Source organism: Kibdelosporangium persicum (assembly GCF_013280595.1).
In the GTDB taxonomy this organism is placed as follows: Bacteria; Actinomycetota; Actinomycetes; order Mycobacteriales; family Pseudonocardiaceae; genus Kibdelosporangium; species Kibdelosporangium persicum.
On sequence record NZ_JAAATY010000010.1, the window covers coordinates 207,292 to 228,965 of the forward strand.

General features: G+C 70.2%; 9 protein-coding genes. 4 read left to right on the forward strand and 5 right to left on the reverse strand.

Annotation, left to right across the window (positions count from 1 at the left end; translation table 11 throughout):
* Positions 1-7 precede the first annotated feature (7 nt).
* On the reverse strand, positions 8-982 hold the full coding sequence (locus GC106_RS20055) for a nucleotide disphospho-sugar-binding domain-containing protein (protein WP_173132786.1): 975 nt from the start codon (positions 980-982) through the stop codon (positions 8-10).
* 282 nt (positions 983-1,264) lie between these two features.
* Here GC106_RS20055 and GC106_RS20060 point away from each other — a divergent pair, with 282 nt between their 5' ends.
* From GC106_RS20060 to GC106_RS20075, 4 genes are read left to right on the forward strand one after another with little or no spacing between them, the layout of a single operon-like run.
* On the forward strand, positions 1,265-2,560 hold the full coding sequence (locus tag GC106_RS20060; RefSeq protein ID WP_173132789.1) for an NDP-hexose 2,3-dehydratase family protein: 1,296 nt from the start codon (positions 1,265-1,267) through the stop codon (positions 2,558-2,560).
* Entirely contained in the window at positions 2,560-3,546 is a 987-nt protein-coding gene (locus GC106_RS20065; RefSeq protein WP_173132792.1) for a Gfo/Idh/MocA family protein, read from the forward strand. Before GC106_RS20060 ends, GC106_RS20065 begins: the two co-directional genes overlap by 1 nt.
* 2 nt (positions 3,547-3,548) lie before the next feature.
* Positions 3,549-4,898, forward strand: coding sequence for a lipopolysaccharide biosynthesis protein RfbH (rfbH, locus tag GC106_RS20070; protein ID WP_173132795.1), 1,350 nt, complete (start codon positions 3,549-3,551; stop codon positions 4,896-4,898).
* Between the two features lie 17 nt (positions 4,899-4,915).
* Positions 4,916-6,106 (forward strand): DegT/DnrJ/EryC1/StrS family aminotransferase, encoded by a 1,191-nt coding sequence (locus tag GC106_RS20075; protein ID WP_173132798.1) that lies wholly within the window; start codon positions 4,916-4,918, stop codon positions 6,104-6,106.
* A gap of 465 nt (positions 6,107-6,571) precedes the next feature.
* Here GC106_RS20075 and GC106_RS20080 read toward each other — a convergent pair whose 3' ends face one another.
* From GC106_RS20080 to GC106_RS20095, 4 genes are all read right to left on the reverse strand, one after another.
* Entirely contained in the window at positions 6,572-7,855 is a 1,284-nt protein-coding gene (locus tag GC106_RS20080) for an activator-dependent family glycosyltransferase (RefSeq protein WP_246366310.1), read from the reverse strand.
* Positions 7,852-9,141 (reverse strand): cytochrome P450 family protein, encoded by a 1,290-nt coding sequence (locus GC106_RS20085; RefSeq protein WP_173132801.1) that lies wholly within the window; start codon positions 9,139-9,141, stop codon positions 7,852-7,854. Before GC106_RS20085 ends, GC106_RS20080 begins: the two co-directional genes overlap by 4 nt.
* Positions 9,138-10,115, reverse strand: coding sequence for a nucleotide disphospho-sugar-binding domain-containing protein (locus GC106_RS20090; protein ID WP_173132804.1), 978 nt, complete (start codon positions 10,113-10,115; stop codon positions 9,138-9,140). The genes GC106_RS20085 and GC106_RS20090 overlap by 4 nt, the downstream gene beginning before the upstream one ends.
* 76 nt (positions 10,116-10,191) lie before the next feature.
* Positions 10,192-21,444 (reverse strand): type I polyketide synthase, encoded by an 11,253-nt coding sequence (locus GC106_RS20095; protein WP_415830056.1) that lies wholly within the window; start codon positions 21,442-21,444, stop codon positions 10,192-10,194.
* Positions 21,445-21,674: the final 230 nt, after the last annotated feature.

Consider the following 21,674-nt stretch of genomic DNA (forward strand, 5'->3'; position numbering starts at 1 on the left):
AGCGCGGTCAGCGGGCGCGCGATCCGGCGATGCGTGCCAGTTCCGGCACGAGCTCTCGCGGCGAAGGCATCGCCGCCATCTCCGCGCCCAGCCGCCGCGCGTTCTCCGGCAGGCTTGCGTCGTCCACAAGCTTCTCGAGCGCCGGTCCGTCCGCTTGCCCGGCGACGAGACCGGCGCCGTGCTCCGCGATCCGCGCGGCGAGCCCCGAAGCGCCGACCGCCAGCTGCGGCAGGCCGTTCGTCAACGCGGCCATCGCCTGCGCGGCGGTGCCGTCGTGCACGATCGCGGCGCACGTGGGCAACACCGCGTCCACCGGGACGGCGTCGAAGAACCGGACGTTCGCGGGAATGGTTGTCCCGGACGGGATCTGGTCTTCGGCGAGCGTGCAGACCAGCTCAATCCTCAGCCGCGCCGCCGTGTCGAACAGCGCTGGATCAAGCACCGTGCCGGACAGCCCGGCGGCATCCTGCGTGGTCACAAGCACGCGGCGCCTGCGCGGTTTGCGGCGCAGCCACGCGGGAATCACCGACGGTCCCGAGTAATGCACGTAACGGACCGGCAGATGGCCGGTGTCCTCCGGTGCTCGCAGCGACGGGGGAAGGCAGTTCACGGTCGCGTCCGGTACGGGACCACCAGCCGGGCCGTCGTCGTCGGACGGGTTGAGCACCCGGACGCTTGCCGCCCCGACCGCCCGCGCCACTTCAGCCCCCGCGGGGGCGTGCGCGTCCCACACCACCAGGCTCGGTCGCCACAGCGCCGCGTAGGACGTCAGATCGTCCACATCGGACTCGCCGGCCAGCCGGTCACCCGAGCCGTCAGTGCCCGCGGCGACAGCGACGAACCCGGTCGTCGTGATCGTCTCGGTGAACTTGGGCCGCCCGGCGATCTGCACCTCGTGCCCGGACGTGCGCAGTGCCCACGCCAAAGGCATCAGGTTGTGCAGTCGCGCAGTCGAAGGCGGCGCGGCCAGCAGAACGCGCATCGGAACCCTTCCCTAGTCGGACGCCCGGACGATATCCCGGGCCCGCCGCCCAGCGGACCCCTAAGGACGGGCGTTGGTAGGGGTACGCCTGCTCGATGACCGAGCACGGCCCACCCGGCAGGCCGCCGACCGGGCTGGTTAGGGGTTGGCCGGGTTGTCGGCACGGCCATAGGCTCGGCGGCGATCACGCCACGAAGCCGTTTCCCGGCCTCGTCGCCCCAAGCCATTCCCCCGGGACTTCTTCCGGATGAGGACACCATTTCCGTCCGCCGAGGTGATGAGATGTCAGAGACGTTCGCCGGACCGGCTGTGAGCATCGACCGGTTCCACTCCTGGTGGGCAGAGCAGGACGGGCAGAACAAGTACGAGGTGCGGCGCATCCCGTTCGACGAGTTCGACCGGTGGCGGGTCGACCCGGTGACCGGTGACATCCGGCACGACTCCGGCCGGTTCTTCACCGTCGAAGGGCTGCGGGTGCGCTCCGAGCGCGGCCCGGTGCCCGAGTGGTCGCAGCCGATCATCAACCAGCCCGAGATCGGCATCCTCGGCATCCTGGTCAAACGGTTCAACGGCGTGCCGCACTGCCTGATGCAGTGCAAGATGGAACCGGGCAACATCAACATCCTGCAGCTGTCGCCCACCGTGCAGGCCACCCGCAGCAACTACACGAAGGCCCACAACGGCGCCGACGTGACCTATCTGGAGTACTTCGTCAAGCCCCGCGGCGGACGGGTGCTGGTGGACGTGCTGCAGTCCGAGCACGGATCGTGGTTCCTGCGCAAGCGCAACCGCAACATGGTGGTCGAGATCGACGAGGAGATCCCCGTCGCCGAGGGCTTCTGCTGGCTCACCCTGGACCAGATCGGCGAACTGCTGCGGGTGAACAACCTGGTCAACATGGACTCCCGGACAGTGCTTTCCTGTCTGCCCAACGGTAACGCGCAGGCAGCCGACGACACCCAGCTGCGCAGCTGGTTCACCGAGATCTGTGCGTCGCACAACGTGCAGACGGAGGCGATCCCACTGGCCGAAGTGGACGGCTGGCACCGGTCGGCTGACGAGATCCGGCACGACGAGGGCCTGCACTTCAAAGTGGTCGGAGTGTCCGTGCAGGCCACCAGCCGCGAGGTCGCCCAATGGACGCAGCCGATGTTCCAGCCCTGCGGCATCGGTGTGGTCGCCTTCGTCATCCGTTACGTCGACGGCGTGCTGAACGTCCTGGCGCACGCCCGTGCCGAACCCGGGTTCGTCGACGTGGTCGAGATCGGGCCGACAGTCCAGTACCAGCCGTCCAGCTACCCCAACGGTGAGCCGCCGTTCGCCGACCTGATCCGGCGCGCGCCCGCCGAGCGGATCCACTACGACGCCATCCTGTCCGAGGAAGGCGGCCGCTTCTACCAGGCGGAGAACCGGTACGTGGTGGTGGAACTGGACGACGGCATCCCCGACGACCTGCCCGAGGACTACCGCTGGCTGACGCTGGACCAGCTCTCCGGTCTGCTGGCGCACCGCAACTACCTCAACATCCAGGCCCGCACGCTGGTCAGCGTCATGCGCCTGACCCTGGGACTGCACTGATGACCACGGTGACGAATCCGGTCCGGTTCGGTGTCCTGGGCTGCGCCGACGTGGCCTGGCGGCGCACGTTGCCCGCGTTCGCCGAGTCCGCCACGGCCACCGTGACCGCGGTCGCCAGTCGTGACAAGGACAAAGCCCGGCGCTTCGCGGACCGATTCGAGTGCGAAACCGTGCTGGGATACGACGCGCTGCTCGACCGTTCCGACATCGAGGCGGTGTACATCCCGCTGCCGACCGGACTGCACCACGAGTGGTGCGCGAAGGCGTTGCGGGCGGGCAAGCACGTGCTGGCCGAGAAGCCGCTCGCCACCACCCACCAGCAGGCGGCCGAACTCGCCGGGCTCGCCCGCGAGACCGGCCTCTGCCTGATGGAGAACCGGATGTTCGTCCAGCACACCCAGCACGACGCCGTGCGCAAACTGGTGGCCAACGGCGAACTGGGCGAGCTGCGCGTGTTCAACAGCACCATGGCGTTCCCGCCACTGTCCGCCCAGGACGTGCGGTACCGGCCGGACCTCGGCGGCGGTGCGCTGCTGGACGCCGGGTTCTACCCGCTGCACGCGGCCATGCTCTTCCTCGCCGAGCCGCTGGAAGTGCTCGGCGCGAACCTGCGCCGCGACCCGGTGTCCGGAGTGGACGTTCGAGGCAGTGTCCTGTTGCGAGCCGGTGACGGCGTGACCGCGCATCTGACGTTCGGCTTCGAGCACAGCTACCGGTCGCACTACGAGCTGTGGGGCAGCCGCGGCCGGCTCACCCTGGAACGGGCCTTCACGCCGCCACCGGACTTCCAGCCGGTGATCCGGGTGGAACGCCAGGACGGGACCGAGCAGATCACCCTGCCGCCCAGCCACCAGTACCGCGACACCATCGACGCCTTCACCACCGCGGTACGCGACGGTGTCCCGCTCGACGCACACCTGGAAACCGCCGTGCGCGGCGCCGCCCTGATGGATGCCGTCCGAACCGTGAACCAACCCCTGGAGTGACCATGGCGGACAGTTCGACCAACTCTGCCGCGTCGACCGGCACCGACACCAGCGCCGCGACCAAGACCGCGATCCTGGAACTGGTCCGCAAGTACGACAAGGAAGTCAGCCCGTACCGCGGGTTCCAGCCCGGTGTCACCCCGATCCTACCTTCGGGCGCGGTGCTCGACGAGGACGACCGGGCCGCGCTGGTCGAGGCCGCGCTGGAGATGCGGATCGCCGCCGGCGTGTCGACACGCAGGTTCGAACGCCTCTTCGCCCGCAAGCTCGGGCTGCGCAAGGCACATCTGACCAACTCCGGTTCCTCGGCCAACCTGCTGGCGCTCTCCGCGCTGTGCCAGCCGGAACTGGAGGACACCCGGCTGATGCCCGGGGACGAGGTGGTCACCGTCGCCGCCGGCTTCCCCACCACGGTCAACCCCATTGTCCAGAACGGCCTGAAGCCGGTGTTCGTGGACATCGAACTGGGCACGTACAACACCACCGCGGAACGAGTCGCCGAGGCGATCGGCCCGCGCACCCGGGCGATCATGATCGCGCACGCGCTGGGCAACCCGTTCCCGGCCAAGGAGATCGCCGACATCGCCGAGGAACACGGCATGTTCCTGGTCGAGGACAACTGCGACGCGGTCGGCACCACCTACCAGGGCAAGCTGACCGGCGGATTCGGCCACGTGAGCACGGTGAGCTTCTACCCCGCCCACCACATCACCGCGGGTGAGGGCGGCTGCGTGCTCACCGACAACCTGGCGCTGGCGCGGGTGATCGAGTCACTACGGGACTGGGGCCGGGACTGCTGGTGCGAGCCGGGTGAGAACGACACGTGCCACAAGCGGTTCGCCTACCAGATGGGCGACTTGCCGTACGGCTACGACCACAAGTACATCTTCTCGCACATCGGCTACAACCTGAAGGCGACCGACACCCAGGCCGCCCTCGCGTTGACCCAGCTGGCCAAGCTCGACGAGTTCGGCGCCGCACGCCGCGCGAACTGGCGCCGGTTGCGCGAGGGCTTGGACGGGCTGCCCTGGCTGCTGCTGCCATCGGCCACACCGGACAGTGACCCGAGCTGGTTCGGTTTCGTCGTCACGCTCGAGCAGGACGCGCCGTTCACGCGGGCGGAGATCGTGAACTTCCTGGAGTCCCGCCGGATCGGCACCCGGCTGCTGTTCGCCGGGAACCTCACCCGTCACCCGGCGTACCTGAACCAGCCCTTCCGGGTGTCGGGTGAGCTGACCAACAGCGACATCGTCACCGAGCGCACCTTCTGGGTGGGTGTCTACCCGGGGATCACCGCCGAGATGACGGACTACGTGATCGAGTCCTTCCGCGACTTCATCAGCAAGCGGTGACAGGAGTGCACACGACCATGCCCCGCGACCTCGCGATCCTGGGTGGCGAACCGTTCTTCGTCCAGCCCCTGCACGTCGGCCGGCCGAACGTCCCGGACGAGCGGAAGGTGATGGAGCGGATCCAGCAGGCGATCGACCGTCGCTGGCTGACCAGCTTCGGCCCGCTGGTCAAGCAGTTCGAGCACGACCTCGCGTTGACCGCGGGCGTCAAGCACTGCATCGTCACCTGCAACGCGTCGATCGCGTTGCAGGTGCTGATCCGGGCCGGCGGCCTGCGCGGTGAGGTGATCCTGCCGTCGTTCACGTTCATCGCGACGGCCCACACCCTGTTGTGGGAGGGGATCACGCCGATCTTCTGCGACATCGACGAGGACACCGGGAACATCGACCCGGACCACGCCGCCCGGCTGATCACCCCGAAGACCACCGGGATCATGGGCGTGCACCTGTGGGGCCACCCGGCACCCACCGAGCAACTGGCGGACCTGGCCGGCGCACACGGCCTGCGGCTGTTCTACGACAGCGCGCACGCCATCGGCAGCTCCCGCCTCGGCCGCCCGGTCGGGAACTTCGGGGACGCGGAGGTCTACAGCTTCCACGCCACGAAGTTCATCAACTCCTTCGAAGGCGGCGCGATCGTCACCAACGACGACGAGCTCGCCGAGCGAGTGCGTTCCATGCACAACTACGGCCGTGGCGAAGGCGAGTACGTGTCGTCGATCGGCACCAACGCCAAGATGACCGAGGTAGCGGCGGCGATGGGTATTACCTCACTGGAGAACATGCCGTACCTGATCGACGTCAACCGCGAACGTTTCGAGCACTACAGGGCCGGTCTCGCCGGTGTCCCTGGCGTCGAGCTGCGTTGCCCGAGCCGGGAGAACACGGTCAACCACCAGTACATCGTGTTCGAAGTGGACGAAGCGGAAGCCGGACTGAGCCGGGACGAACTGGTGGCGACGCTTCTGGCGGAGAACGTGCTGGCACGCACCCACTTCCACCCGGGCTGCCACCGCACCGAACCCTACGTCCACGACCAAGCCACCTACGCTCCGCTCCCCCTGCCGCACAGTGAGGCACTCAGCGACCGCGTGGTCATGCTGCCGACGGGTACCGGGATCACGCTGACCGAGGTAGGCCAGGTCTGCGACATCATCCGGCAGGCCGTGGCACAAGCCCCCGCCATCAGAGCCGCCAGCCTCGCCTAGCGTAGCCAGCAAGGTTCGCGCGGCGAGTTCCTGGGGGCGGCGCGGTTTGACACGGGAACCGCGCAGGCGGCCTCGGAGAGGTAGGCCGGGGACGCCAATGCTCGAACCCGAAGTTCAGCCGCCGGGCCTCTGGAGCACCGGCAAGTTTTCGGCCGCCCTGACCCGGGTAAAACCGCGCCGCCTCTGGGAGGCTCCCAGCAAAGGGCGACGCCCGAGGACAGGTGAACGCAGAAGCACCCAACCGGCGATGATGGCCCCGCGTCACACCGCGCCGCATCCCAGGAACAAGCCCCGACGGGAATTTCAGGCTGCCGCGAAGGTCGACACGGGGTGCCGCGAAGGTCGACACAGGGTGCCACAAAGGTCGACACAGGGTGCCGCAAAGGTCGACACGGGTCGGTGGAGGCGTTCCTGCGTGCTTGCCCACCTTGGCGTCCCTGCTCGCCAAGGTGGGCATCTCGCTGGCTAGGCCCGGCCTCGGTTCAGCCGCGTGAGCTCCTCAAGTCGCGGAATGATGTCGTGCGGTGTCGGCGCGGCCAGCAGATCCTGCTGGATCTCCCCGGCGTGGTACCGGTACGACGGGTCTTCGAGGATCGTGGCCAGCTTCGTGCGCAGGGCTTCCGGGGTGAACTCCGCGGGCGCCAAGGTCAGCCCGGCGCCGCGCTGCTCGAACAGCCTGCCGCATTCCGCTTCGTCCCAGAACGGGTCCGGGATCACGATGCTCGGCACGCCGTGCGTGACCGCGTTGGTGTGCGTGCCGAAACCCGCCTGGTGCACGATCGCCGAACAGCTCGGCAGCAGTTCGTTCAGCGGTACGAAGTCCACGACGGTGACGTTGCCGGGGATCTTGGCGGAGTCGAGCTGGCTGGCGTCGAGCGTGGCGATCAGCTCGATGTCCAGTTCGGCCAACGTGGTCAGCAGCTCCCCGGTGGACACCATCGCCCCGCCGAGCAGTTCCCGCATGGACACGCCCAGCGTCAGGCAGACCCGTGGTTTGTCCGGTCTGGTGTAGACCCAGCTCGGGATGGTGGTGGGACCGTTGTACGGCACGGCACGCATCGACACCGTGGGAAGCTTGGTGGGCAACGCCATCCAGGACGGCATCGGGTCGATGGTCCACTGGCCGGTGAGCAGCTCGGTCGCCATCGACGGCTGGTACTCCACGCCGATCCTGGACAGCCGCCCGGTGAACCAGTCGGTCAACGGATCGTCCTGCTGCTCCGGCGGTTGCCGGTCGTACAGCTGCCGGAAGTCGTCGTACAGCCGGTTGACGTAGTCCAGCCCGAACAGCAGCCGGGCGTGCGCCGCCCCGCTGGCGATGGCGGCGATCGGCCCAGCGAAGGTCAGGGCGTCCCAGACGACCAAATCCGGTTGCCACGCGCACGCGAACTTCACCATGTCGTCCACAAAGGACTGGTCGGCGAGGAACTCGTACCGGACGCCGCATGCGAGGGTGAACTCGCCGAGCACGTGGTCCCAGCCCTGGCGCAGCTGCTCCTCGTGCGGCGCCGACAGGCCACGGCTGAGCACCTCCTGGTTCCAGGTGCCCTTGCCCTGCCAGGATCCGCCCATGTCCAGCGCGTTGCCCACGGCCACGGCAGGCAGTCCGGTCGACGTGATCATGTCGACCAGGTCCGGATGCCCGGCGACGTAGACCTCGTGACCGGCCGCCCGCATGGCCCATGCCAGCGACACCACGTTGTACATGTGTGCCTTGGACGCGAACACCGTGAACAGAACCCGCATCATCCACCCGCCTTCACAGGGCAACGCGCCATCGAACCGGCTACCGGCGACCGCATGTACCGCACCACGTCTCCTGCCATGTCCAATCGGGACACTCCGGTGACGAGCGCACGAGTCGCCTCGGCGGCCAGCACCCGCACGACCGGGGCGACGAACCGCGTCGGCAGGTCATCCAATGTCAGGTGCGCCGCGGGATCGGTTCTGGTGATCCGGAACGTGCCGGGGTCGGCGAACACCTCGGGGTCCCGGTTGGCCCCGTCGAGCAGCACGACGACCTGATCGCCCGCGTTGACCCGGAGCCCGGCCACCTCGGCGTCCTCGCCGGCGATCCGGCTGGCGATCCGGACCGGCGGGTCGTACCGCAGGGTCTCCTCCACGGCCGCACCGGCGAGCGACGGGTCGGCCCGCACGAGGTCCCACTGGTCCGGCCGACGGTGCAACGCGAGGACCGTGTCGCAGATCAGGTTCGAGGCCACGTGGGTGCCGACCACCATCGTCAACAGGCAGGCCGACAGCACGTCCACGGTGGACTGTTCGGTTCCGTTCACCCGGCGCAACACCTCGTCGGCCAACTGGCGGCCGTCGAGCAGTTCGACGAGCATGGCCTTGATGCCGTCGAACGAGGCGATCAGCCGGCGTGTCGCCGCCAAGGTCGGCGGGCACAGCAGGGCGTCCAGCACCGGAACGGTGCCCATGACCAGTTCGGCGAACCGCGGCCGGGTCTCCACCGGCAATCCGATCAGGTCGGCGAGCGCGGTGATCACGCCCGGCCGGGCGAAGCCGGTCATCAGATCGAACTCGCCGCCGAGGTCCCCGGCGCGCTCGGCGAAGACGCCGGCGACCTGCCCGCGGCGCAGGTTCACCGCGGCCGGGCCGAAAACCGGGTCGGTGAGCTGGTGCAGCCGGTCGTGGTCGTCGTGGTCCAGGCCGAACGTGGTGTCGTCGACCGCGAGCACGTGTTTCGGTGTCGTCGCGGCGTCGAGGGTGAAGATCCGCTTGCGGCGACGGGCATCCCGGGCGTGCCGTCTGGTCAGCCGCCGGTCGGACAGGATGGCGGTCCCGGCCGGGTGCGAGACCGTGACCCACACGTCGATGTCGCTCTGGCGCAATGCCGGTTGACCGCGCATGGCCTCGTACAGGGAATGCGGGTCGATGCCTTGTGCACGAAGGAGAAGGGCAAGAGGCACGCCGCGGTCGCCGTTCATCCAGTGCACGCCGCGCACCGTGAGCAGGTGCCGGGCGAGGTCGCTGTCGGAGAAGAGTCTCGGGTCGATCTGGTTCCTGGTCACGCGAGCCCCACCAGTTCCGGCACGATGTCCTGTGGGCTGGGCCTGCCCAGCATCTCCGCGCGCAGCGCCGCCGCACCGTCCTTGATGGACTCGTCGGCGAGCAGTCTGGCGACTTGTCCCGGCAACGACTCCGCGTCCGCCGCCAGGCCCGCGCCGCATTTCTCGATCTCGGTCATGTCACCAGCCATCCCCAGTTGCGGTACGCCGTGCACGACCGCGGTACTGATCGCTTTCATGTCGCCGTCGTGGACCACCGCGGAACACCCGGGCAGCAGGACGTTCAGCGAGAGGTGGTCCAGCAGCCGGATGTTGTCCGCGATCCGCGCCTCCGGCGGAATCCGCCGGGTGTCGAGCGTCGCGATCACGTCGACGTCCAGGTTCGCCAAGGCGGCGAACACGGCCGTGCTGGCGGACGGCCGCTCCAGTGCGACGGCGACTCTCGGGCGCCGTGGTTTTTTCTGCAGCCAGGCGGGATACACCGCGACGCCGTCGTAAGGCACATAACGAACGGGCCGGTAACCGACATCGACCGGAAAGCGGAAACAGGCGGGTGTGGGGTCGACCGTCGCGTGCCCCAGCACGAACTCGCCCAGCCGGTCCGCGAACGGATGCTCCCGTGACTGCTGCCACCTCGGCCCGGCATTATCCGGCGTGGACAGTACACGGACGTGCGGCACGCCGAGCGACGTCGCCGCGAGCGGTCCTTCGAACGTGTCCGCGTCCCACACCACCAGGTCCGGCCGCCACACCTTGGCGAACTCGACCAGATCGGCGAGCATGTGGTCGTTCACCGGCGCCGACACCGGCTCGCCGCCTGTTTCCACGGCGGTCAGGCCGCTCCGTTTCGTCACGGGCGCGAGGCCAGGCAGGCTGGCGACGCATAGTTCGTGACCGGTGGTGCGCAGGGCCCACCCGAGCGGTACCAGGTTGTACAGCCGGGCGGGCACGGCGGCGGTCGTGACAAGAACGCGCATGAAGCCTCTCTCAGACGGTGGCCGGCCACCCCTGTCCCGGGGCGGCCGACCCCTGTTGCGCCGATCGGCCTGACGGTCAGCCGAGCGTGTCGAGCCATCCGGCGATGGCCGCGGCGGTGGTGTCCGCGTTGCCCTCGACCATGGTGAAGTGGTCGCCAGGCACCGTGTCGACGGTGCTCGCGTGCGTCCACGTCGTCTGCCAGGCGTCGTCCCGGGCGGCATCCGTGTCCGAATCGACGACGTACCTTTGCGCCGCGCGAAGCAGCAGGGTCGGTGTCGCGATGTCGGTCAGCTCGACGTCGGCCAGCACGCTCATGTACCGGGCCATCGCGGTCAGCGACGTCCGCGTACCACGCTGCCCGTACCACTCCTCGCGGACGAGCGCGCCGATGGCCACATCCGAGGCGAGATCCTCCCGGTTCTCCTCCTCGGTGGGCGCCTCGTCGATCGTGTACGTGTCCAGCAGGACGACTCCGGCCGGGGCATTGCCCGACCGTTCGAGAAGCTCGGCCGTCGCGTAGGCGAGGATGCCGGACGACGAGTACCCCAGGAGGGCGAACGGCTCGTCCCCGACGGCCTTGCGCACGCTTTCGGCGAGCACCTCGACCACGGCTGCGGCCGACTCCGGCAGCCGTTCACCGGTCCCGAAGCCGGGCATCGGCAGCGCCGAGAACTCCCGCACCCCGCGGAACGACATGGCCAGCCGGGCGAACTGGTAAGGGCCGCCCATCGCCGCCGGAGTGCATAGGCAGACCAGCCGCGGCGCGTTCGGGCCTTCAGTGAGCCGGACCGGCACCGGGAGCTGGTCGATGTCCGCGACCGACGAGAACGTCGGACGCAGGTTCGCGACGTAGTCCAGCAGACCGAGCCCGTCCTGCACCCGGCCGGCGCGCACCAGCTCCCGGAACAGCTCAGGGATCGAATCCGCGTCGCCACCACCATTGCTGTCCACAGTGGATGAGCCGGGAGCTGTGTTGTCCACCGCGCCGAGTTGCGCGGACACGTGCGCGGCCAGCCCCACCGGCGTCTGGAACTCGAAGGCCACCGTCGGCGGCAGTTGCAGGCCGGTCGACGCGTTGAGGCGGTTGCGCAGTTCCACCGCGGTCAAGGAGTCGAAACCGGACTCCAGGAAGTGCCGGTCCGGGTCGATCGTCTCGTTGTCGGCGTATCCGAGCAGCGCGCCCGCGTGATCGAGCACGAGCTCCAGCAGCACCTTGTCGCGCTGCTCCGGCGTGCGGCCGAGCAGCCGCTGGCGCAGCGTGGCCACGTCGGTTCCGGCCGCCCGGGCCGCGGTCCGCCGCGCCGGTGCCACCAGGGCACGGAACACGTGCGGGACCTGGTCGGCGTCGACCGCCCCGGACGTGGTGATCCGCATCGGCACGAGAAGCGGCTCCGGCCGTGCGACGGCGGCCTCGAACAGCTCCACACCCTCCACATCGGACAGCGCGGCCATGCCTTCGCGGGCCATCCGGGCACGGTCGGCGTCGGTCACCGAGGCGGTGGACGCCCCGATCGCCGACCACAGGCCCCAGGCCAGCGACTGCCCCGGCAGGCCATTCGCCCGGCGGTGCGCGGCCAGCGCGTCGAGGAACGTGTTCGCCGCGGCGTAGTTGCCCTGGCCCGCGTTGCCGAGCAGCCCGGCGACCGAGGAGAACGTCACGAACGCGGTCAGGCCGGAGTCCTTGGTCAACTCGTGCAGGTTCCATGCCGCGTCCACCTTCGGGCGCAGCACAGCGGTCACGTTGTCCTCGGTGAGCGAGCCGATGGTGCCGTCCTGGACCACGGCGGCCAGGTGGACGACCGACGTCAGCGGGTGCTTGGCCGGGATCTCGCGCAGCACGCGCGCCAGGGCCTTCCGGTCGGCCACGTCACACGCGGCGATGGTGACCTCGGCACCCAGTTCGGTCAGCTCATCGACCAGGTCAGGTGCCTCGCCGCCGCGCGACAGCAACAGCAGGTGCCGTACTCCGAGGCCGGTGACCAGGTGCTTGGTGAGCAGCCTGCCGACGGCGCCGGTCGCACCGGTGACGAGCGTGGTTCCGTTGGCGTCGAACATGCTGCCCGGCTCGCCGTCGTGGGCGGCCGTCTTGATCAACCTGCCGCCGTGCAGAACACCCGCGCGTACCGCGACCTGTGGTTCGCCGCTCGCCAGCACGGCGGGCAGCGTCCGGTGCGACTCACCATCGGTGTCCACGAGGACGATCCGGTCCGGGTTCTCCGACTGCGCCGACCGCGCGAGGCCCCACACCGCGGCACCCGCCAGGTCCGGCACGTCCTCGTCCCCGACCGCGACCGCGCCCTCGGTCAGCACGAGCAGCTTCGACGCGGCGACGTGCGTCGCGTCCAGCCACGCCTTGAGCTGGGCCAACGTTTCGGTCACGGCCGTGTGCACCGCCGTGGCCCCGTTTCCGAGGCCGGTCCGGTCGAGCACGACGACCTCGGGGACCGGGCGCTGATCGAGCACCGAGGTCAGATCCGAGTGCGTGGCCACAGCGTTGTCGGCCGACCACAGGGCTGCCACCAGTTCGGTCGAGTTGTCCCGGCCGACCACTGCCCAGCGACCGGTCGCGGGCGTGGCACCGGTAGTGATCGGCGTCCAGTCCCAGCCGAACAGCGCCTCGTGCCGGGCTCGCACGGCCGGAGCGTCACCGTAGCCCGCCGAACGCAGCACCAGGGTGTCCACCGACGCGACCGGGTTACCGGCCTGGTCGGCCAGCACCAGCGACACCGTGTCGCTGCCAGTCGGAGTGACACGGACCCGAAGCTCGCTCGCGCCGGTCGCGTACAGGTCCACGCCTTGCCAGCTGAACGGCAGACCGGAGTCGACGTCGATGCTCTCGGCGAGGCCGATCGCGTGCAGCGCGGCGTCCAGCGCGGCCGGGTGCAGGCCGTACCGGGCGGCTTGCTGCGTGCCGTCCTGCCCGAGACGAACCTCCGCGTACACCTCGTCGCCCTGTCGCCACGCGGCACGCAGCGCCTGGAACACCGGTCCGTAGGCGATGCCTGCCTCGGCGAACCCTTCGTACAGCCCGTCCACGTCGATGGGCTCGGCACCGGGCGGCGGCCATTCGGCGAGACCGGCCGGTTCCGGGGCCTGGTCGGTTGTCAGCAGGCCGCTCGCGTGCCGCGTCCACGGCTCGTCGGTCTCGTCCGGCCGGGAATGGATCGTCAGCGGACGGGAACCGGACTCGTCCGGCGCACCGGCCACGACCTGAACCTGCACCTTGCCCCGGGACGGCAGCACCATCGGGGCCTCGATGGTGAGATCCGCGAGGCGACGGCACCCGACCTCGTCACCGGCCCGCACGGCCAGCTCCACGAAACCGGAGCCGGGGAACAGCACCGTGTCGCCGAGCGCGTGATCGGCCAGCCACGCGTGCGTCCCCAGCGACAGCCTGCCACTGAGCACGACCTGATCGGAGCCCGCGACCGGGACCGAGGCGCCGACCAGCGGGTGCTCGGTCGAGTGGATACCGGTGGACGCGATGCTGCCTTCGCGGATCGCGCCCATGTCGATGTCCGGCCAGTACCGCTTGCGGTGGAACGCGTACGGCGGCAACGGCACCCGCTGGACGTCCCGCCCGGTGAACAGCCGCGCCGGGTCCGAGGTGAATCCGGCGGCGTACATCTGGCCCGACGCGAGGTGCGCGGCGAAGACCTCGGGCTGGCCGGACCGCAGAGCCGGCACGACCGTGACGTCCTCCGGCGCCTTGGTCACGCACAGCTGCACCATGCCGGAGAGCGTGCTGTCCGGGCCGAGTTCCACGTACCGGTTGACACCTTCGGCTTCAGCGCTGCGGACGGCGTCGAGGAACCGGACCGGCTGGCGGCAGTTGTTCACCCAGTGTTCCGGGTCGCACAGCTCGTCCGTGGTGGCCAGCGCTCCGGTCACTGTGGACACGAGCTGGACGCGCGGCGCGTCGTACGTCAGCTGTTCGGCGATCTCCAGCAGCTCGTCCAGCATCTCGTCCACCAGCGGCGAGTGCGAGGCGTGCCGGACCGCGAGGCGCATCGCGCCCCGGCCCTGCCGCTTGCACTTGGCGGCGACCGCCCACACTTCCTCTTCTTCACCGGACACCACGACCAGCCGCGGCCCGTTGATGGCCGCGATGCTGACGCCGTCGGTGAGCAACGGCCGGACGTCGTCCTCCTCGGCGTCCACCGCGAGCATCGCCCCGCTGGGCAGCTCCTGCATCAGCTGGCCGCGGTTGGCGACCAGCTTGACCGCGTCCTTCAGGGTGAACACCCCGGCCACGTACGCCGCGGCCAGCTCGCCGACCGAGTGGCCGATCACGTAGTCCGGCCGGTGTCCCCAGGACTCCATCAGGCGGAACAGGGCGACCTCGATGGTGAACAGCGCCGCCTGGGTGAACACGGTCTGCCCCAGCAGCTGGGCCAGCACCGAGCCCTCCTCGGCGAACATCACGTCCTTCAGCGGCCGGTCGAGGTACGGGTCGAACCGCGCGCACACCTCGTCGAAGGTCTGGGCGAACACCGGGAACTCCGCGTACAGGTCCCGGCCCATGCCGGGCCGCTGCGTGCCCTGTCCCGGAAAGAGGAACGCGGTCTTGCCGCCGGGCCGTGCGGTGCCGAGCACCACGCCACCGGAGGTCTTCTCCTCCGCGAGCGCGGTCAACGCGGCGACCAGTTCGTCCCGGCCGGTGCCGACGACCGCGGCGCGGTGGCTGAACTGCGGCTCGCGCTTGGCCAGCGAGTATCCGATGTCCAGCGTGTCGAGTCCGGGGTGCTCGGTGACGTACGAGAGCAGTTGCCGGGCCTGTGTGGGCAGCGCTTCCTTGGTCCGGGCGGACAGCAGCCACGGCGCGGGCTGCCCGTCACGCACCCGCTCGCTCGGAGCCGGTGACGGAGCCGTCTGCGCCTCGGGCGCCTGCTCGATGATCACGTGCGCGTTGGTGCCGCTGTAGCCGAACGAGGAAACGCCCGCCCGGCGCGGATGCCCGTTGCCCGGCCACGGGATGGTCTCGGCGAGCAGCCTGACGTTGCCCGACGACCAGTCCACGTGCGGCGTCGGCTGCTCGGCGTACCGGCTTCTCGGCAGCTCGCCGTGCCGTAGCGCCAGCACCATCTTGATCACGCCGGCCACCCCGGCGGCGGCCTGGGTGTGCCCGATGTTCGACTTGACCGTGCCGAGCCACAGCGGCCGGTCGGCCGGCCGGTCCTGCCCGTAGGTCGCCAGCAGGGCGTTGGCCTCGATCGGGTCACCCAGCGTGGTCCCGGTGCCGTGCCCCTCCACAACGTCCACTTCGGACGGTTGCAGCCCGGCGACGGCCAGTGCCCGGCGGATCACGCGTTCCTGCGACGGCCCGTTGGGCGCGGTGAGGCCGTTGGACGCGCCGTCGGAGTTGACGGCCGACCCGCGGACCACGGCGAGGATCTCGTGGCCGTTGCGCTGTGCGTCGGAAAGGCGTTCGAGCACGACCACCCCGACGCCTTCGGCCCAGCCGACGCCGTCCGCGGAAGCCGAGTACGCCTTGCAGTGACCGTCCGAAGCCGTGCCGTTCTCGTCGTAATGCGCGAACTGTTCGAGTGTGGCGACGTTCGACACGCCACCGGCGAGCGCGAGCGAGCAGTCACCGTTGCGCAGTGCCTGCGTCGCGAGGTGCAGCGCCACAAGGGAGGACGAGCAGGCGGTGTCCACCGAGACGGCTGGGCCTTCGAACCCGAAGGTGTAGGAGATCCGGCCGGACACCATGCTGGCGAGCGAGCCGGTGCCGACGTACAAACCGTTGTGCTCCAGCATGCCCAGCGGCCCCGGGTCGTACCCGCCGGACATCACCCCGGCGAACACACCGGTCGCGCTTCCCTTGAGCGCCAGCGGGTCGATCCCGGACCGCTCGATCGCCTCCCAGCAGGTCTCCATCAGCATCCGCTGCTGCGGATCCATCATGATCGCCTCGTTCGGGCTGATCCCGAAGAACGCGGCGTCGAAGTCGGTGGCACTGGCCACGAACCCGCCCTGCGGCTTGGTGCCCGCCGCGGCGAGCAGGCCGAGCCAGTAGTCCATGTCCCATGACCGGTCGGACGGGAACGGCTGCGCGCCGTCGCGGCCCTCGGCGACCAGGCGCCACAGTTCTTCCGGCGTGCTGACGTCACCGGGGTAACGGCAGGCCATGCCGACGATCGCGATCGGTTCGTCGGCACCGATCCGCCCGGCGGACTCCGGTGTGACCGTGTCCTCCAGTTCACCGAGCAACGTGTCGTACAGGTGCTCGGTGAGCGCGTTGGCTGTCGGGTAGTCGAAGACCAACGTGCTCACCAGCTGTGCCCCGGTCGCGGCACCCAGCCGGTTGCGCAGTTCGACGGCGGTGAGCGAGTCGAACCCGAGGTCCTTGAACGCCCGGTCGGCGTCGATCAGGTCCTTCGAGCCGTGCCCGAGCACCTCGGCGACGCTGTCGAGCACCAGATCCAGCAGCGCGGCGCGGCGGGCAGGCACCGGCAGCCGGATGAGCCCGCCCAGCAGGGCGTTCGCGTCCGTCTCCGGCGCGCTGGCCGCCTTGCGGGTGGACGGCACCAGCGCGCGCAGGATGTCGGACACCTGGCCGGGAGCGTCGCGCAGCACCGCGATGTCCAGTTTCATCGGTACGAGCACGGTTTCTGGTGACGACGTCGCGGCGTCCAGCAACACCAGGCCCTCCTGCGGCGACATCGCGGGCAGGCCCGTCCGGCCCGCCGCGTCCACACCGCCCGCCATGCCGTCTGCCTGCGCCCACTGGCCCCACGCGAGGGACTGCGCGGGCTGGCCGTGCGCCCGGCGATGAGCGGCCAACGCGTCCAGGAACGCGTTCGCGGCCGCGTAGTTGGCCTGTCCCGGCGCGCCGAGCACCCCGGCGGCCGAGGAGAAGATCACGAACGCCGAGAGCCCTTCGGTCAGCTCGTGCAGGTTCCAGGCGGCGTCCACCTTGGGCCGCAGTACGGCGTCGATCCGGTCCGGGGTCAGTGAGGTGACCACGCCGTCGTCCAGGACACCGGCGGAGTGCACCACCGCGGTCACCTGGTGGGTGGCCAGCAGTTGCTCGGCGGCTTGCCGGTCGGCGAGGTCGCAGGCCACCACCTCGGCCTCCGCGCCGAGCTCCGACAGCTCGGCGACCAGCTCGGCCGCTCCGTCCGCGGCTGCGCCCCGACGACTGACGAGCAGAAGCTTGCGTACCTCATGGGCTTCCGCGAGATGCCGGGCGACGAGACGGCCCAGAGCGCCGGTGCCGCCCGTCACCAGGACGGTCCCGTCCCAGTTGGGGGCGGCCAGGGTCTGGTCCACGGTCACCCGGCCCAGGCGTGGCACCAGAGCGACGCCCTGCCGCACCGCGACCTCGGACTCGTTCAACGCCACGATCCCCGGCAGCAGCTTCAGCGCGTCGTCCGGGGCGTCGGAGTCGACGAGGATGAACCGCCCTGGCTCCTCGGACTGGGCCGACCGCACGAGGCCGTGCACGGCTGCGCCGCCCAGATCGGTGACGTCCTCGTCGGGCAACGCCACAGCGCCGCTGGTGAGCACGACCAGACGAGCGGAGCGGAAACGCTCCTCACGCAACCAGGTCTGCAGAACGTCAAGCACGCGATGCGTGGCCGACCTCGCCGCCTCGGGCCCTTGTCCCCCGGTGACTCGCAGTACCGCGACATCCGGTACGGATTCGCCCAACGTTTCGAAATCCGCCACGGCCGGCTCGGCCACGTCCGGAAGGACGGCAGGCGTCCAGCTGACGCCGAACAGCGCGTCGGCAGTGACATCCGTCGCGCTGCGGGCGACAGCCGCGAGCTGTTCCGCGGAGATCTCCCGCAGTGTCAATGATCCCACCGTGGCCACCGGCCGGCCGGCCACGTCCGCGATCTCCAAGGACTTGCCGTTGTCCGACGACCGGACCCGCACACGCACGGCGGAGGCGCCGGTCGCGAACAGCTCCACATCGGACCACGCGTACGGCAGCGACACGGTCTCGTCGTCGGTGGCGGCCAACCCGATCGCGTGCAGCGCCGCGTCGAACACCGCGGGGTGCAGCCCGAAGTCCTCGGCCGCCGCCCGGGCGTTGTCCGGCAGGCTCACCTCGGCGTAGATCTCGCCACCCTGCCGCCAGGCCGCGCGAAGGCCCTGGAACATCGGCCCGTACGCGGAGCCGCGGCTGGCCAGTTCCTCGTACATCCCGTTGACGTCAAGAGGTTCGGCACCGGCAGGCGGCCACGCGGTCAGGTCGAACGGCGCCACCCCGGCACCCGGCGTCAGCAGACCCGTGGCGTGCAACACCCACGGCGTGTGCCCGCCCGAGTCCTCAAGACGCGAGTGGATGCTGATCGACTGCGCTCCGGAGTCGTCGGCCGCGCCCACGATCAGCTGGATCCGGACCGCCGTCTGCTCGGGCAGCACGAGCGGTGCGTGCAGCGTCAGCTCACGCACTCGCGGGCAGCCGATCTGGTCGCCCGCGCACATCGCGAGTTCGACAAAGGCGGTGCCGGGCAACAGGACCGTGCCGCCGACAGCGTGGTCGGCGAGCCACGGGTGGGTCGCGACGGACAGCCGCCCGGACAGCACCAGCCCGTCCGAACCGGCCAGCACGGTGGCCGCGGCCAGCAGCGGATGGTTCACCGGCTCAAGGCCGAGCGACGACGGGTCACCGTCCACTGAGGACGCCGACAGCCAGTACCGCTCCCGCTGGAACGCGTACGTCGGCAGCTGGGTGGGCCTGGCACCGGCGAAGAAGGTCTTCCAGTCCGGCGACAAGCCGCGTACGTGCAGCTGGGCCAGCGCGGTGACGAACGCCTGTTCCTCCGGCCGGTCCTTGCGCAGCACCGACACCACGAGGTCGTTCGCCTGATCGCTCGACGCGCCAAGGCACTCCTGGATCAGGGAGGACAGCGCGCCGTCCGGTCCCAGCTCCACGAACCGGCGCACGCCTTCGGCACGCAGCCCGTCGACGGCGTCCCGGAACCGCACCGACTGCCGCATGTGCCGGACCCAGTAGTCCGGCGAGCGCAGGTCGTCGCCCTCGGCGAGCCTGCCGGTCACGGTGGAGACGACGGGAATCCTCGGCTCGTGGAAGGTCAGCCGTTCGGCCACCTTCCGGAACTCCGCCAGGATCGGCTCCATCATCGGCGAGTGGGCCGCGTGGCTCACCCGCAGCTGCTTCGTCCGGTACCCCTGTTCCGCGCACACCGCGGCCAGGGCGTGGGCCTCCTCGGCGACACCGGAGACCACCACCGAGCCGGGGCTGTTGACCGCCGCGAACCCGATGCCCTCGGTCAGCAACGGCCGGACCACGTCCTCGGTCGCGTTGATCGCCACCATCGCCCCGCCCTCGGGCAGGCCCTGCATCAGCCGGCCGCGTGCGGCCACCAACTCGGCCGCGTCGGCCAACGAGAGCACACCGGAGACGTGGGCGACGGTCAGTTCGCCGGTCGAGTGCCCGGCGAGCAGGTCCGGAGTGATCCCAAGCGACTCCAGCAGCCGGAACAGCGCCACCTCGACCGCGAACAGCGCGGCCATCGCGTATCCCACGCGGTCCAGCGCTTCGGCGTCGCCGTCGATCATCGGCCGCACCGGGCGGTCCATGTGCTTGTCCAGCGCCGCGCACACCTCGTCGAACGCCGCGCCGAACGCCGGGAAGGCCGCGCTGAGCGCCCGGCCCATGCCGAGCCGCTGCGTGCCCCCACCGGGGAACAGGAACGCCATGGCGGAGTCGCCGCGCGCCAGCCCGTGCTCCACTCCGGCGACTCGGTCACCGGCGGCCACACCGGCCAGACCGGCCATCAGTTCGTCCTGGTCCGCGCCGATGATCACGGACCGGTACTCCAGCGGGGACCGCGTGGTGGCGAGCGCGCAGCCGACGTCGGCCGGATCGGCCTCCGGTCGTTCGCGCAGGAACTCCAGCAGCCGGCTCGCCTGGGCACGCAGCGACTCACGGTTGCGGCCGGACAACACCCACGGGATCTGCCCGGCGTTCCGCGGCGCCTGCTCGGTCTCGTCCGCTGGGGACTCGGGTGCCTCTTCGATGATGACGTGCGCGTTGGTACCGCTCAGGCCGAGCGACGACACCCCGGCCCGGCGCGGATGTCCGTTGCGGACCCAGTCGCGGTGCTCGGTGAGCAGCTCGATCGCGCCGACCGACCAGTCCACGTGCTTGCTGGGCTGGTCCACGTGCAACGTCTTGGGCAGCACGCCGTTGCGCAGTGCCAGCACCATCTTCATGACACCGGCGACGCCGGCCGCGCCCTGGGTGTGGCCGAGGTTCGACTTCACCGAGCCGAGCCACAGTGGACGGTCCGCCGGGCGTTCCTTGCCGTACGTGGCCAGCAGCGCGTCCGCCTCGATGGGGTCACCGAGCTCGGTCGACGAGCCGTGTGCCTCCACCACGTCGATCTGGTCGGCCGACACCCGCGCGTTGGCCAGCGCCGCACGGATGACCCGCTGCTGGGCAGGGCCGTTCGGCGCGGCGATCCCGTTGGAGGCGCCGTCCTGGTTGACCGCGCTGCCCTTGAGGACCGCCAGCACCGGGTGCCCGTTGCGGCGCGCGTCCGAAAGCCGTTCCAGCAGAAGGACTCCGGCCCCTTCCGACCACGCGGTGCCGTCGGCCGCCTCGGCGAACGGACGGCACCGGCCGTCGCTGGACAGGTTGCCGTCGATGCTGAACTCGACGAAGGTCCGCGGGTACGACATCACCGACACACCACCGGACAGCGCGAGGTTGCACTCGCCCTGCCGCAGTGCCTGGGCGGCGAGGTGCATCGTCACCAGCGAGGACGAGCACGCGGTGTCCACGGTGACCGCGGGCCCCTCCAGCCCGAAGGTGTACGCGAGCCGCCCGGACACCACGGCCGAAGACCCGTAGCTGCCCGGATAGTTGTGGTACATCACGCCCGCGAAGACACCGACCGGCTTGCCCTTCACCGAATGCGGCGGGATGCCGGCCCGCTCGAACACCTCCCACGACGTCTCCAGCAGCAGCCGCTGCTGCGGGTCCATGAGCAGCGCGTCGCGCGGGGCGATGCCGAAGAAGTCGGCGTCGAAGTCCGCCGCGTCGTACAGGAAACCGCCTTCGCGCACGTAGGTCGACCCCGGTCGCTGCCCGGTCGGGTCGTAGAGCCGCCGCAGGTCCCAGCCACGGTCGGTGGGGAACTCGCCGATGGCGTCCTGGCCCGAGGCCAGCAGCCGCCACAGGTCCTCCGGGGACCGCACGCCACCCGGGAAGCGGCAAGCCATACCGATGATGGCGATCGGTTCCCTGGCGGCGTCGGTGAGTTTTTTGTTCTGCTCGCGCAGCCGATCGGTTTCCTTCAGCGACGCACGTAAAGCGCCGACCAGCCTGTCATCAGCCATGCCCACGTAACCCTCGCGTTTGCCGTCGCGGACCCGCTCGCGCGCGCCGGCGATTTTTCGGAAATCTCGGCGAAACCGCACGACTCAACCGCGTCAGTTGGTTGTATTCCAGCGAGCCACATTACGAGCGCGGGCACCGCACACCCACCCCTAGCCGGTCCCCCGGCACCCCTGGAGCGCATCCGGCGGCTCGCCGCCCGCCGGAGCCGCTAGGGGTTGTCGGCCCATTGGGCGGC